5 protein-coding genes are annotated in these 16,103 nt (G+C 72.9%); all 5 read left to right on the top strand.

What is annotated here, in order from left to right; all coding sequences use genetic code 11:
* On the top strand, nucleotides 1–3,069 hold a 3,069-nt coding region (locus P2Q00_RS22445; protein WP_275774421.1), incomplete at its 5' end, for an SDR family NAD(P)-dependent oxidoreductase.
* Nucleotides 3,070–3,092: 23 nt separating this feature from the next.
* Nucleotides 3,093–10,454 (top strand): beta-ketoacyl synthase N-terminal-like domain-containing protein, encoded by a 7,362-nt coding sequence (locus P2Q00_RS22440; RefSeq protein ID WP_275774420.1) that lies wholly within the window; start codon nucleotides 3,093–3,095, stop codon nucleotides 10,452–10,454.
* Nucleotides 10,455–10,588: 134 nt separating this feature from the next.
* Nucleotides 10,589–12,199, top strand: coding sequence for a PfaD family polyunsaturated fatty acid/polyketide biosynthesis protein (locus tag P2Q00_RS22435; protein WP_338059328.1), 1,611 nt, complete (start codon nucleotides 10,589–10,591; stop codon nucleotides 12,197–12,199).
* Nucleotides 12,196–14,349, top strand: coding sequence for an acyl-CoA dehydrogenase family protein (locus tag P2Q00_RS22430; RefSeq protein ID WP_275774419.1), 2,154 nt, complete (start codon nucleotides 12,196–12,198; stop codon nucleotides 14,347–14,349). Before P2Q00_RS22435 ends, P2Q00_RS22430 begins: the two co-directional genes overlap by 4 nt.
* Complete coding sequence (locus P2Q00_RS22425; RefSeq protein WP_275774418.1) at nucleotides 14,346–16,103, top strand: acyl-CoA dehydrogenase family protein; 1,758 nt, start codon at nucleotides 14,346–14,348, stop codon at nucleotides 16,101–16,103. Before P2Q00_RS22430 ends, P2Q00_RS22425 begins: the two co-directional genes overlap by 4 nt.

Raw genomic sequence — 16,103 nt, 5'->3', positions numbered from 1 at the left:
GGCGTGATGGATGCGCTGATGGGTGCGGTGGCGGAGAAGACGGGTTACCCGGTGGAGATGTTGGAGCCGGGGATGGATGTGGAGGCCGACCTGGGGATCGATTCGATCAAGCGGGTGCAGATTCTGGGGGCGTTGCAGGAGTCGTATCCGGTCTCGGAGGATGTCGATCCGGAAGTGCTCGCGGAGCTGCGGACCCTGGACGACATCGCCGGTTTCCTCGCCTCAACCGTGTCCGTCGAGCCCGCCGCTCAGCCCGCACCCGTCGCCGCAGCGCCCGCCCCCGAGCCGGTCTCAACCCCCAACTCGGCGGTCGCCGACGGCGTGATGGATGCGCTGATGGGTGCGGTGGCGGAGAAGACGGGTTACCCGGTGGAGATGTTGGAGCCGGGGATGGATGTCGAGGCCGATCTCGGGATCGATTCGATCAAGCGGGTGCAGATTCTGGGGGCGTTGCAGGAGTCGTATCCGGTCTCGGAGGATGTCGACCCCGAGGTGCTTGCCGAGCTGCGGACCCTCGACGACATCGCCGGTTTCCTCGCCTCCACCGTGTCCGGGTCCGTCGAAACGGCGCCCCAGACGGTTCCCGCACCGGCCACCGCCCCCCTCACCGTCAGCTACCCACCCGCCCCCGGAATCGGCCGCACCTACGCCGAGGTCACCGAGATCGCCCCGCCCCACACCCTCGTCGGTGCGTACGCCGAACCGCGTACCGCGGTGCTCGTCGACGACGGGTCGACGCTCACCCGGCCGCTCGCCGGAGCGCTGCGCGGTGACGGCTGGCGGGTGGAGATCGTCGCGCTGCCCGGTGTCGACAGCGTCGTGCCGGAGGCGGATGCCGTGCGGCGGCCGGCGAGTTGGGACGAGGGCGAGCTCGCCGGGACTCTGGTGAGCGGGCGGGTCGATCTCGTCGTACAGATGGCGGCCGCGGCAGGGCAGGAGTGGGCCGAGGGGGTGCAGCGGCTGGAGCACTGCCTGCTCGTCGCCAAGCACAGCCTCGCCGCGCTGAAGTCGGTCGCCGCGCAGGGCACCCGCGCCGCCTTCGTGGCCGTCACCCGGCTCGACGGGGCTAACGGGTACCGAGGCGGCGGCGACGCCTCCCCGCTGCTCGGCGGGGTCGGCGGGCTGGTGAAGACCCTTGCCGTCGAGGCGCCCGAACTCTTCGTCCGTACCGTCGACTTCGCGCCGGAGCTGGCCCCCACCACCGTCGGCGCCCGCTTCCTCGGGGAGATCCACGACCTGTCGGCCGAGCACGTCGACGTGGCGCACGACCCGGCGGGGCGGCGCACCGTCGAGCTCGCGGATGTGCCGCACGAGGCGCACGCGGCCGCCGTCCCGGAGGTCTCCTCCGACGATCTGTTCGTCGTCACCGGCGGAGCCCGCGGCATCACCGCCGACTGTCTGCACGCCCTGGTCTCCGCCAGGCCGGCCGGGCTGCTGCTGCTCGGTCGCAGCCGGCCCGCGCCGGAGCCGGAATGGGCCGTCGGGCACGAGGGGCCCGCGCTGCGCGGGCTCATCGCGCGGCGGGCCGCGCAGAGCGGGCAGAGGCCCAACCCCCGTGCGATCGAAGGGGAGTTCCGGGAGATCACCGCCTCCCGGGAGATCACCGCGAACCTCGCCCGGCTCACCGCCACCGGCGCCCGCGTCGAGTACCTCGCCGTCGACATCACCGACGCCACTGAGGTGCGCCGCGCGCTGACGCCGTACGCCGGACGGGTCACGGGCGTCGTGCACGGGGCGGGTGTGCTCGCCGACCGGCTCATCTCGCAGAAGTCCGCGGACGAGATCCGTCGGGTGCTCGGCACGAAGCTGATCGGACTCGGCAATGTGCTGGACGCGTTGCGCGGGGTCGCCGAGCTGCGGCACCTGGTGTTCTTCTCCTCCGTCGCCGGGTTCTTCGGCAACCGCGGGCAGTCCGACTACGCCATGGCCAACGAGGCGCTGAACCGCATCGCCGTACGGCTGAAGCGGGAACTGCCCTCCGCGCGCGTCACCGCGATGAACTGGGGCGCCTGGGACGGCGGCATGGTCTCCGACGACCTGCGCGCCATGTTCGCCTCGCGCGGGATCGCCCTGGTGCCGCTCGCGACCGGTGCGGGCATGTTCGCCGAACAGTTCACCGCCGGGCACGGGCACGACACGGTGATCGTCACCGGGCCGGTCACGCCGCTGTCCGGGCCGCCTGCGGCGCAGGGCCCGGCACTCGCGCCCCTGGTCGTCGACCGGACGCTGACCGACCTGGCCGAGCAGCCGCTGCTGACCGACCACACCATCGGCGGCCGGCGGGTGCTGCCCGCCACCGCGGCACTCGGCGTGCTCGCAGGCGCCGTAGAGACGGCGACCGGCGAAACGGTCACCGGGGCAAGCGGGTTCAAGGTCTTCAAGGGTGTCGCCTGGGACGAGCCGGAAGGGCAGCAGCCGCAGCGGCTGCGGCTGTCCGTCGAACCCGCAGGCTCCCCGACGGAGGTGGACGTGCTCGCCTCCTCCGTCGATGCGAGCGGTCGCAGCCGTCCCGCCTACAGCGTCCGGCTGAGCACGGGTGACGCCGGGCAGCGGCCCGCCGACCGCGGCGACCTGGCGGGCCTCGCCCGCAGTGCGGCCGGGCAGGACGCGGCGCGGCTGTACCGCGACGGCACGCTCTTCCACGGGCCCTCTCTGCGCGGGCTGCGCACGGTGCTGATCAGCGACGAGCGGCGGCTTCTCGTACGGGCCCGGCTCACCGACGAGCGGCCCGCGCTCGGCGGCTACCACGCCCGGCTGCACAGCCCGGTGCTGGCCGACCTGCTGCTCCAGGCCCTGCTGGTCTGGGTGCGCGAGCAGCGCGGGCGGGCCTGTCTGCCGATGGAGATCGGACGCCTGGACCTGTACGCGCCGCTGCCCTCCGACGGGGACTTCCTCATCGCCGTCGAGGACGTACGGCCCGGCAGGACCGGCGTCACCTGCACCGTGACCGCGCTCGACCCGCAGGGCCGGGTGCTCGCCGTCCTTGAGGACGTGGTCGCGGTCGAGGACGCGGAACTGGACGCAAGGTTCCGGCAGCCGGGCCGGGCGGCCGCCGCGGTCACGGTCTGACGACGCTCGGAGGCTGATCCGTCATGGGCAAGTACGCGATCGTCGGACTGTCCTGCCTCTTCCCGGGGGCGGCCACGCCCGACGCCTACTGGAGCAACCTGATGGGCGCGGTCGACTCGCGCACCGAGGGTGGCGAGAGGATCTTCGGGCACGATCCGCTGGCCGAGGGCGACGCCGAGGACCGGCACCGCATCTACTGCACGCGAGGCGGGTTCCTCGACGCCACGGCCGCGTTCGACCCCTCCGGGTACCTGCTGCCCGCCGACTACCTGGCAGGCCTGGACCGCTCGTTCCACTGGGCGCTCCGGGTGGCCGGGGACGCCCTGGCCGACGCGGGTGTATCCCCCGCAGCCGCGGACGGCCGGGCGGCCGGCCGGAGGACCGGTGTGGTGTTCGGGAACTACCCGTTCCCCACGCCGGCCTCCGGCCGAACGGCGGGGAAGCTGTGGGACGCCGCGGTCTCCGAGGGCCTCGCGGCGGCCGGCTTCCCCGCGGCCGGGCTGCCGTCCGGTGCGGCGGACGGCAGCCCGGCCAGTGACCGGGGGACGGCACAGAGGGCCACGGCACACAACCTCTGGCCCGGCGGGCTCCCCGCCCACGTGGTCGCCGCCGCCCTCGGGCTCGACGGCCCCCGGCACACCCTCGACGCGGCCTGCTCCTCCGCCCTCTACGCCATCAAGCTCGCCTGCGCCCGACTCGCCACCGGCCGAGCCGACCTGATGCTGGCCGGCGGGGTCTGCGCCCCCGACCCGACCGTCATCCACCTGTCCTTCTCCGACCTGCACGCCTATCCGCCGGACGGCTTCAGCCAGCCCTTCGACGCCCGTTCGAAGGGCATCATCACCGGGCAGGGCGCGGCCATGGTCGCCCTCAAGCGGCTCGCCGACGCCCGCCGCGACGGGGACCGGGTGTACGCCGTCGTCGACGCCGTCGCCCTCGGCAACGACGGCCCCGGCAAGCACCTGCTCGCCCCGAACGCCGTCGGCCAGCTCGCCGCATACGAACTCGCCTACCGGGACGCCGGCCTGGCACCGCACGACGTCCAGTACGTCGAGTGCCATGCCACCGGCACCCCGCTCGGCGACCGCACCGAACTCGACGGCGTGGAACGGTACTTCGGGCGTGGCCCGCTGCTCGGCTCGGTCAAGGGCAACATCGGGCACCTGCTGACCGCTGCCGGAATGAGCAGCCTGCTGAAGGTCGTCCTCGCCCTGGGGCACGGAGTCATTCCGCCGACGATCGGAGTGACCGAGCCGCTGCCCGGCACGGTCGCCGACCGTGTCGTACGTGAACCCACGCCCTGGCCCGCGACGGCGGGCGTACGCCGGGCCGCCGTCTCGGCGTTCGGCTTCGGCGGCACCAACGCGCACGTCGTCCTGTCGGCGCCCGGCGCGGACGTAGCAGCAGAAGAGAAGGATGAGCGGCAGTCACCGCCCGCCCTCGCCGTCATCGGTATGGGCGCGCACTTCGGATCCTTCACCACGCTTGACGAGTTCGAGCGCGCCGGGTACGAAGGCGCCGCTGCCGTAGGGGAGTTGCCGCCTCACCGGTGGCGCGGGTTCGAGACGCTCGGTGGCAGTGGCGCACCGCAGGCCGCGTACATCGACGGCTTCGAGGTGGACGCCACCTCGTACCGCATCCCGCCCAAGGACCTCGACCACTTCAACCAGCAGCACCTGCTGATGATGCGGGTCGCGGAGGAGACGCTCAAGGACGCCGGGTACGAGCGTCCCGGACCCGGCGGGAAGGACGCGGCGAAGGGGCGGCGGGTCGCCGTCGTCCTCGGCATGGAGATGGAGCCCAGCGCCGAGGGGCACGGGGCCCGTTATGCGCTCGGGCGCAAGCTCGCCGCCTGGTGCGCCGCGGCCGGTCTGGAGCCGACGGACGAGCAGCTGGCCGAGCTCACCAGGGCCGCCCGGGACGGCATCCACGACTCCATCGAGGCCAACGAGGTCCTCAGCTACATCGGCAACATCATGGCCGCACGGATCTCCTCCCTGTGGAACCTCACCGGCCCCTCCTTCACGGTCTCCTCCGACAGCTCCGTCGGTGTCGACGCCCTCGACACGGCCCGGCTGCTGCTGCTCGACCCGAGCATCGAGGCGGTGCTGGTCGGAGCCGTCGATCTGGCCGCCGGCCCGGAGTCCACGCTCGCCCGGGAGCTGCTGGAGCCCGGGAGCGTGCTCGGTGACGGCGCCGGTGCCATGGTCGTCACCCGGCCGGGCTCCGTCCCGCCCGGGCGCACGGTGTACGCCACCGTCGACGCCCTGGCCGTCCACCACTCGCCGGACCTCGACCCCCGGCCGGCGCCGGACCTGGTCGCCGCCGCGGCGGAGGAGGCCCTCGCCGCCGCCGGGGTCACACCGGCCGACGTCGAACTCGTGGAGGCCGGGGCCGCGCAGGACGGGACGCTGGAAGGCCTCACCCGGGTGTGGTCGGCCGAGCGGGCGGGCGGGGTGCTGCGGACCGCGGTCAGTGCGGTCGGCTCCGGGGTGGGGGACACCGGTTGTGCCGCCGCGCTCGCCTCCGTCATCAGGGCCGCGCTCTGCCTGCACTACGGCTACCAGCCCGTCGCACCCGAAGGCCTCGACGGCACCCGGCTGGCCGGGTCCGCGTTCTTCCTCGCCGGCGACTCGCGGCCCTGGCTCCGCGAACGCCGCGAAGGGCGCCGCGTGGCCTCGGTCAGCGTCACCGGCAGTGCGGGCAGCCACGCCCATGTGGTGCTCGGCGGCGCGCAGACACGGGGCGAGGTGGCCGCCACCGACTGGGTGCGCTCCGGCGGCAGCCTCGTCGTGCCCGTCGGCGCCGACGACATCGACACCCTGATGCGACGGCTGGGCGAACTGCGCGATGCCGTCGAGAGCGGTGGCGACTGGGCGGCACGGCTCGACGAGGACCGGCCCGCCGCCCTCAAGGCCGTACTGGTCGCCGACGATCCGGCCGGGCTCGTACGGCAGTTGGAGCAGGCCGTCAAGGACCTGCCGGGGGTGTACCGGGCGGGCGGCGAGTGGACCTCGCCGTCCGGGAGCTGCTTCGCCGCCCGTCCGGCGGGCGGGCCGGGCACGAAGACGGCACTGGTGTACCCGGGCGCCTTCAACTCGTATCTCGGCCTGGGGCGTTCGCTCTTCCGGGCCTTCCCCGGGCTCCTGCCCCGCTTCGAGACGCAGGCCGAACTGCCCGCGGAGATGCTGCGCTCGGCGGCGCTGTACCCGCGTGCGCTCGCGCCGCTCGACCGGCGTGAACTGATGGGCCGCGAGGCGGAGTTGATCGAGGACATCCCGCTGATGCTGGCCGTCGGCACCAGCTACGCCCTGCTCTCCACCGACCTGGTGCGCGAGGTGCTCGGGGTGCCGGTGCACGGCGCGTTCGGCTACAGCCTCGGCGAGAGCAGCATGCTGTTCGCGACCGGCGGCTGGGTCAAGGAGGCCCGCGCGACGACGAAGATCGACGCCTCGCCGCTCTTCGTCGACCGGCTGCGGGGCCCGAAGAAGACGGTGCGCGCGCTGTGGGGCCTCGGGGACGAGGTACCGGACCAGCAGGTGTGGGCGACGCACGTACTGCTGGCGCCCGTGGACTCCGTCCGCGCCGCCGTGCAGCGACACGACCGCGTCTTCATCACCCATGTCAACACGCCGACGGAGGTCGTGGTCGCGGGCGATCCCGCCCAATGCCGTGACCTGATCGACGACTTGGGCTGCCAGAGCGCACGCTCTCCCGCCAACCACGTCATGCACTGCCCGGTGGTGGACGGCGTGCTGCCGGAACTGGCCGACCTGAACCGCTATCCGACCGGCGACGTGGGGGACCTGGTCCTCTACAGCAGTCGCCACTACGCGCCCGTCGGCGCCCTCGACCAGGACGTCGTCGCCCACAACATCGCCGTGACGCTGCGCGAGACCGTCGACTTCCCCCGTCTGATCCGACGGGCGTACGAGGACGGCTTCCGCTGCTTCATCGAGGTCGGGCCCTCCAGCACCTGCACCCGCTGGATCCACGAGACCCTCGGCGACGACCCGCACCTCTCGGTCCCCGTCGACCGCCGGGGAGCCCGCGGCGCCACGGACACCGCCCGCCTCGTCGCCCGTCTGGCAACCCATGGCGTCCCGGTCGACCTGACCCCGTTCCGCCCCCGCACGGCAGCCCGCCGACGCCCGCCGGGCCTGCGCACCTTCACGGTGGGCGGCACCCCGGTCGCTCCGCTGGTGACGGCGGCGGCCGCACCGGTGGTGGCGGAGGTACGACGGGCCGCCGTTCCGCCGGCCCGGGTGCCTGCCCCGGTGTCCTTGCCGGTCCCGGCGGCACGTGTGCTCCCGGCGGAGCCTGTGCCGGTGGCGTCCGCACGGGGCGGCGGTGCCGAGCCGCAGGACCGTGCCGTGCCGCCGGTGCCGGTCGCTGACGCCTCCGAGCCGGTCCCGGCGGGAGCGTCCGCCGTCCCGCCCGCCCCGACGCCCGTCGGAGCCACCCCCGCGCCGACGGCGACAGCAGTAGTCCCGCCGCCCCCGGCCCTTCCCGCCCCGTCACCCCCCGTCCCGGTGCCCGCCCGGGCCCTCGACCAAGCCCCGGAACTCCACGCCACGGAATTCCACGCCACGGAATGGGACACCGCGATGCCGACCCGCCCCGACGGTCCGCCCGTACCCGCGCTCTCGCTGGAGCGGGAACCGATCACGATGCTCCCCGCCGTAGCCGCAGCTGCCCCGGATGCCGGTGCGCCGCAGGCCGAGCGCGCCGATGTGCCGTCCCGCCCGGCCATCTTCGGTGCCCCCCTGCCCGTACCGGAGAAGCCGCAGCAGCCGCGGAAGTCGGACCGGTCCGCGGACGACCAATCGGCGGCCACCCTGACCCTGGTGCGCAGCCTGCGCGCCGAGATCCTGGAGGCGCATCAGGAAGTCCTGGACGCCCAGCGGGAGTTGCGGGAGGAACTCACGGCGGTGCTGTCCGCCTCGACGTCCGCCCGGCCCGCGCCGGCGACCCCGCGTCCGCCGAAACCCGAGGGCGTCGTCTGGGACGAACACGACCTCCTGGAGTTCGCCGTCGGCAAGGTCGGCAATGTCTTCGGCCCCCGCTTCACCCGCATCGACGGTTACGACCGTCGCGTACGACTCCCCGCCCCGCCCTACCTCTTCGCCACCCGTGTCACTCAACTCGACGCGGAACCAGGGGAGTTCAAGCCTTCCTTCATCCGCACCGAGTACGACGTACCCGAGGACGCCTGGTACGCCGTCGACGGCCAGGTCCCACCCGCGGTCACCATCGAGGCCGGCCAGTGCGACCTGCTGCTGATCAGCTATCTCGGCGCGGACTTCACCAACCGCGGCCAGCGCGTCTACCGTCTCCTCGACAGCAGCCTCAGCTTCCTGGGAGACCTGCCGCGCACCGGTCAGACCCTGCGCTACGACATCTGGATCGACCAGTTCGTCCGCCAGGGCGACACCCTGCTCTTCTTCTTCCACTACGACTGCTACGCCGACGGCGAGCTCATCCTCAAACTCAACAACGCCTGCGCGGGCTTCTTCACGGACGAGGAGCTGGAGAGTTCGCCGGGCCTGGTGCAGGGGAGGGTGGCTCCGGGGCTCAAGACCCCGTCCGATCCCGGGCGTACGGCGTTCAAGCCCCTGGCCACCACCCACCGCACCTCCCTCACCTCCGCCGACCTCGACGCCCTCGCGGAAGGCCGGATCGCCGACGTCTTCGGACCCGGCCACCGCCAACCCCCCGGCTGCAACACCTCCCTGCGGCTGCCCACCCGGCCGCTGCTGATGGCGGACGAGGTCACCGTCCTCGACCGCAAGGGCGGCAGCCACGGGCTCGGGCGGATCGAGGCCGTGAAGGAACTCGCCCCCGACGCCTGGTACTTCACCAGCCACTTCCCCGACGACCCCGTGCTGGCAGGGTCGCTGGTCGCCGAGGGCGCGGTACAGCTCCTGGAGGCCTACGCCCTCTCCCTCGGCCTGCACCTCACCCTCCCCGACGCCCGCTTCCAGCCCGTGCCGGACCTGCGGACCGAGGTGAAGGTGCGCGGACAGATCACCCCGCGCAACGCCCGTATCGAATACCGCATCGACATCACGGAGCTCACGCTCCTGCCCCGGCCGTCGCTCGTCGCCGACGTGGTCGTGCTGCGCGACGGCACCCCGTCGATCAGCGTCACCGGCCTGGGCATCCGCCTCCGCGAGAAACCCGGCACGCCCTACCGCCCGGAGACCGCAGGCACCGTCCCGCACTTCCTCGGCCGGCTCTCCCCGGCGACCTCGGAGCCCGCGCTGCTGAACGAGTTCCACATGGCGCACGCCGCCAAGGGCGACCTGGCGACAGCCATGGGCCCGGAGTTCGAGATCTACGCCGACAGCAGGGCCCCGTACATCCCCAACGGCGACTTCCTCTTCGTCGACCGGGTGATGAAGCTCGAAGGCACACGCGGCACGCTCAAGCGCGGGGCCGTGATGGTCACCGAGTACGACTCGCCCGACGACGCCTGGTACTACGCCGACAACGGCCACCCGTACATGCCCAACTGCGTCTACATGGAGTCCAGCCTCCAGGCGGCGATCCTCCTCGGCTACTACCTCGGCGCCACCCTGCCCTTCCCCGAGGAGCAGTTCAGCATCCGCAACCTCGACGGACACGCCACCCTCGTCAAGGACGTCGACCTGCGCGGCAAGACCGTCCAACACCGCTCGACGCTGCTGTCCAGCGACCGTATGCCGGGCTCCATCCTGCAGAACTTCTCCTACGAACTCTCCTGCGACGGCGAGGTCTTCTACACCGGCGAATCCCTCTTCGGCTACTTCAACGAGAAGGCGCTCGCCCACCAGGTCGGCCTCGACAAGGGGCAGCACGTGCTGCCGTGGCTGGACACACAGCCGTCCCGGCCGCCCGGCACCCGGCGCATCGACCTGGGCGACCACCGGGCGGCGGAGGCCGCGCGCCGCGGGCCGCGACTGGCCGGCGGGCACCTCGACCTCGTCGAGTGGGTCGACATCCTGCCGGGCGGCGGCGAACACGGCCAGGGATACCTCCGCGGACACCGCTCCATCCGCCCCGACGAGTGGTACTTCTCCTGCCACTTCCACCGCGACCCCGTGATGCCCGGCTCCCTCGGCGTCGAGGCGCTGCTGCAGGGCATGCAGGTGTACGCCGTCGAGACCGGCCTCACCGAGGGCCTGCGCAACCCACGCTTCGCACTCGCCACGGGCATCGACACAACCTGGTCCTACCGGGGCCAGATCCTGCGCACCGACCCCGACATGGAATTCGACGTCCACATCAAGGAGATCCGCCGCGAACCGGGCCGGATCATCCTGCTCGGCGACGCATACGTCTGGAAGTCGACCTTGCGGATCTACCGCTTGGGTGACCTCGCGATCGAGATCCACCACGACTAGGCGGTTCGGCAGCGCCCCGAAAGGGGCGCGGGGCTGCATCGATATGCGGCTCCGCCGCGGGGCGCGACCAGCCACGACGGCGCCGCAGACGATCGACGGCACACCGCAGCACCGCAGCCACGAGGAGAAGACAGATGAGCACCATGCAGCCGCGGCCGCGGTGGAGCGGACCCGCGGCCCCCGCGGTCGGCGACTGCGGGATCCAGGAGGCGCTGATGCGCCTGGACGAGCCCGTCTACATCCTGCGCGGGCCGTACGGCCTCGGCGCCGCCGCGGGTGGCGGCGTCCGGGCCGGCGGGGAGCACGAGATCGTCGCCGCCGTGCCGCCGCTCGGGCCCGAACGCCTGGGCAGCGCCGCCTTCCTGGAGACCCACGGGGTGCGCGAGGCATACATGAGTGGCGCCATGGCGAACGGGATCGCCTCCGCCGACCTGGTGATCGCCATGGCCCGGGCCGGCTACCTCGGCTCGTACGGGGCGGCCGGGCTGCTGCCCGAGGCGGTCGAGAAGGCGCTGGTGCGCTTCGCGAACGAGATCCCGGGACTGCCGTACGCCTGCAACCTCATCCACAGCCCCGTCGAGGAACGCCTGGAGCGCACCGCCGTCGACCTGTATCTGAAGCACCGGGTGCCCTGCGTGGAGGCTTCCGCGTTCCTGGCGCTCACCCCGCACATCGTGCGCTACCGACTGGCCGGGCTGCGCGCGGGCGGGCCGTACGGGGTCGTCGCCGAGAACAAGGTCATCGCCAAGATCTCCCGTACGGAGCTCGCGGAGCTGTTCATGCGGCCCGCGCCCGAGGCGATCGTGCGGGCGCTGCTGGAGGAGGGCGCGATCAGTGCGGAGCAGGCGCGGCTCGCCGAGCGGGTGCCGCTCGCGGACGACATCACCGTGGAGGCCGACTCCGGCGGGCACACCGACCGGCGCCCGCTGCCCGCACAGCTACCGGTGATCACCCGTCAACGGGACGGACTGATGCGGGAGTTGGGGTATCCGGTACGTATCCGGGTCGGGGCGGCGGGCGGCATCGGCACGCCCGAGGCTGCCTGGGCGGCCTTCGCGATGGGCGCCGACTATGTGGTGACCGGTTCCGTCAACCAGTCCTGCATCGAGGCCGGCACCTCAGCGCAGGTCAAGGAGATGCTGGCGCAGGCCGACCTCGCGGACTTCGAGATGGCACCCGCGGCGGACATGTTCGAGATGGGCGTCGAGCTGCAGGTCCTCAAGCGCGGCACGCTGTTCCCGATGCGGGCCCGGCTCCTCTACGAGCTCTACCGCGACCACGACGGCATCGACGCGATCCCGGCCCCGGCCCGCACCCGTATCGAGAAGCAGATCTTCCGGCGTCCCCTGGAGGATGTCTGGGCGGAGACCGTCTCCTACTTCGAGCGCCGCGACCCCGACCAGCTCGCCCGCGCCGCCGCCAGCCCCAAACGACGGGCCGCGCTGATCTTCCGCTGGTACCTGGGCATGGCCTCGCGCTGGGCCAAGACGGGGGAGGCGGACCGCGCGGTCGACTACCAGATCTGGTGCGGCCCGGCGATGGGCAGCTTCAACTCCTGGGTGCGGGGCACCTACTTGGCCGCCCCGCAGAACCGCCGCGTCGCCGACGTCGCCCGCCACCTCATGACCGGCGCCGCCTTCCACCAGCGCCTGTCGATGCTGCGGGCCGCCGGCCTCGCGCTCTCTCCCGCGATCGCCGACTACCCGGTGCCGCAGCCCGACCCGGCCCTGGAGGTACGGCCATGACGGCCCCCTTTGCCGCCGCGGCGCTTCTCGACGAACTGCTCGGCGACCCCTGGCGCCCCGAGAACGTCTACGGCTTCGCGGCCGCCGTGGCCCGGGACACCCGCGGGGACTTCCCGCACGCCTTCGCCGCCCGCCTCGACTCCGTCGACTTCCCGCTCGCCTATCTGCCCCCTTCCCTGGGCGGCGCACTGCGCGGACTCGACGACACGCTCCAGCTGGTGCGTGTGGCGGCCCGCCGCGATGCCGCGGTCATGCCCGCCACCCTGCTCTCCTGCTCCGCCGTGATGACGGTGCTCGCGGCGGGCACCCCCGAGCAGGCGAAGACCGTCGCCGACTGGGTGCAGGAGGGGCGGACGATCGCCTTCGCACTCTCCGAGGAGCGCTCGGGCAGCGATGTCCTCGCGGGCGAGTGCCGCCTCGATCCGGCGCGGGACGGCGGCTTCCGACTGACCGGCCGCAAATGGCTCGTCGGACGCGGGGCCACCGCGGGCGCCGCGGTCGTGGTGGCCCGCACGGCACCGCGCGGCCCGGCCGCGTTCACGGCGGTGCTGCTCGGTCCGCGGGAACTGGCACGGGTACGGCGGCAGTCCGCGCAGCCCGTCACGGGAATGCGTGGCATCGACTTCGCCGACCTGGTCTTCGAGGGAACTCCGGTGCCTCGGACGGCAGTGATCGGGGACATGGGCGGCGGCCTCGCGGGCGCGATGCGGGCCCAGCAGGTGGTACGGCTGCTCAGTACGGCGGCCTGCCTGGCCACCGCCGACACGGCGCTGCGTACGGCACTGCGGTTCACGCGAGGCAGGCGGGTCGGCGGAGTCCCGGTGGCCGACACCGGCAACGGCTCCCGCGAACTGGCCGTCGCCGCGGCCGAGTTGTTCGCGGCGGACCTGCTGTCCCTGACCGCCGCCCGCTACGCCCACCTGTCACCGGCGACGTTCGGCCTGTGCTCATCGATCGTCAAACGCGTCGCCACCCGCCTGACGGCGTCCACACTGTCCCGCTCGCGCTCCTTGCTGGGCGCCCGCGGCGTCCTGGCCCACGGCCCCGGCGCGATGGTCGACAAGGCCCAGCGGGACAACACCGTCGTGGAGTCGATCGACACGAGCCCCTTCGGGGTACTGCGGGCGGTGGCCATCCAACTCCCCGGCTACGCCCCCGTGTTCGGGGAGCCGAATGGCGCGGAACCGGGTGGTGCGGTGGGGTCGGCGGTGGAACCGGGCTCCCCCTCGGATGGTGTGGTGGGGTCGGCATCGGAGTCGGGCTCCGCCCCGGGTGGCGAGATGCGGTCGCCAATGGATGGGGGCCCCGCGCCGGCCATTGCGGCGCCGCCCGCCCCAGCCCCCCGGTCGGCGTCCGGCCTTGCGGCGCCGATCGCTTCTGAGCCAGGGTCGGCTTCCGGCCTTGCGGCGCCGATCGCTCCTGAGCCCGGGTCGGCTTCCGGGTTGGCGGTGTCTTCGGCGCCTGTTTCCGGTTCGGCTTCCGGGCCGGCGGTGTCTTCCGCGCCCGTTTCCGGGTCGGCCTCCGGACTCTCGGCGCCGCCCACCCCCGACCCCCGGGCCACACCCGTCGTCGAGCCGCCGCCCCCGCCCGCTCTCGACACCCTCTTCGCCTTCGGCGCCCCGCTGCCCGACCTCGACCCCGCCGCCCTCGACCTCTCCGCCCGCCCCAAGGACCTCGTGCTCCTCGGCTTTGCCGCACACGCCGAAGGGCTTGCGCGGGACCTCGCGGGACGTGGCGAACACCGGGCGGCGGCCCTTGTGCGCGACGTGCGTACCGCCCTCGCCGACACCTTCTCCACCGCCTCCGAGGCGCATCGCGACCGGTCCCGCGGTCTCGGCTCCTCGCCCGAGCTGCTGGATCTTGCCGAGCGGTGTTGTCTGCTGTACGCGGCCGCGGCGGCAGCCCTCGCCTGGCGTGCGCACCCCGAGCGTGGTCTGTACGGCGAGGAGCCGGGCGGCACCGGGTGGCTCACCGCCGTTCTGGCCGTGCTGCTCGCCCTGGCCGAGGGGCGCGATCCGCGTCAGGCGGCCGCCGATCTGCCTGCCGCGGCCCGCGCCCTCACCCGGCTCGACGCCGCACGGCTTCTGTTCACCGCGTTCCCGGTCCTGCTGTCCGACGGACCGGCACCCGAGGAGGACGAGACGACATGACCGACCTCACCGCGCTGATGGCGGACCTGGAGCGGTACCTCGGCGACCCGTGGGACGCCGGCGGCCCCATGCCGTACCCGCGCATCCTCGACCTCGACGAACGCCAGGAATACCCGCACGAGTTCGTGGACACGCTGGCGGACTGGGGCCTGTACGACTGGATCGTGCCCGCCGCCAACGGCGGCAGGGCCGTCCATGTCGAGGACGGCTTCAACCTCTACCGCCTCGTCGGACGCCGCGACCCCACCTCCGCGACCGCCATGGTGCTGACCAGCCTCAGCTATATGCCGGTCTGGATCGCCGGCAGCCCCGCCCAGCGCCAGCACTTCGCGGACGCCATCCGCGGCGGGCAGAAGCTGGCCTGGGGGCTGTCCGAGCGCCGCCACGGCAGCGACGTACTGGCGAACGAGACCACCGCGCGCCGCACCGACGGCGGCTGGCTGCTCAGCGGCGAGAAGTGGACCATCGGCAACGCCACCGTCGCCGCCACGGTCATGGTCTTCGCCCGTACGTCGGACAAGGGCGGACCCGGCGGGTACTCCATCTTCGCCGTCGAGAAGGCCGGGATCCCCGCCGAACAGCTGGCGCATCTGCGGGACGAGCCGCTGCACGGACTGCGCGGTCTCGACATGAGCGGGGTGCGGCTCACGGACTGCCTCGTCCCCGACTCGGCGCTCGTCGGACGGGTCGGGCAGGGGCTCGAAGTCGCCCTGAAGAGCAGTCAGCTGGCGCGCATCGCGATCTCCAGCATCGCCATGAGCTGCGTGGACACCGCCCTGCGCACCACCCTCGACTTCGCCTCCGGCCGCGTCATCTTCGGCCAGACCGTACTCGAAGTGCCGTATTCGAAGCGGCAGTTGGCCGAGAGCTTCGCCGAGCTGCTGATCGCCGACGCGCTGACCACGGGCGCCGTACGGTCGCTCCAGCTTGCGCCCGCCCAGGCCAGCATCTGGTCCTCCGTCGTCAAGTACTTCGTGCCGACCCTGCTGGAGGAGACCCTCTCCCGGCTGACCACGGTCCTCGGCGCCCGCTACTACCTGCGGGCCCATCCCCGCCACGGCATCTTCCAGAAGGTGCTGCGCGACTTCGCGATCTCCAACTTCGCCGACGGCAACACCGTGGTGAACCTCAAGAACATCGCCCTGCAGCTGCACAACCTGCTCGCCAACGCGGTCGGGCAGGAGCAGGGTGCCGTCAATGAGGCGGTGACCACGACCGCTCGGCTCTTCGACCCCGCCCACCCCATGGAGCCCTACGAACCCGCCGCCCAGCAGCTCTTCAGCCGCGCCGGCGACGACTCCGTGCTCGCCCTGCGCTCGGCCGTCGCCGAACTGCGCCGGACAGCGGCCGAGGCCGAGGGGCGTGCGGCGGGCCCGCTGGCCGGGTGCGCCGACACCGCGGAGCTGATCGCCGACGAAGTGCACCGGCTCGCCGACGAGCACGCCAAGCTCTTCGCCGAACAGGGGCGGCAGGCCGGGCAGTCGGCCGAGCTGTACGACCTCGCCAAGCAGTACGCGACGGTGTCGGCGGCCGCCGCCTGCGTCCACCTCTACCTGCGCGGACGCGACAGCTTCGGGCCCGGCCTGAGCTCACCGGCCGTTCTCCTGCTCTGCCTGGAACGGCTGCTGCGGCGCTTCCACCCCACGCGCCGGGTGACCGGGCCCGACGACGTCGACGCCGTCGCCGAGGTCATGGCGGCCGCCCATCGCGAGGGGCGGCTCTTCTCCTTACGTCCGTTCCAGGTGAGTTGGTGA

This window comes from Streptomyces coacervatus (genome assembly GCF_029223485.1).
GTDB lineage: Bacteria > Actinomycetota > Actinomycetes > Streptomycetales > Streptomycetaceae > Streptomyces > Streptomyces coacervatus.
The sequence above is the reverse complement of the archived record's forward strand: the minus strand, read 5'-3'. Positions and strand labels throughout refer to the sequence as shown.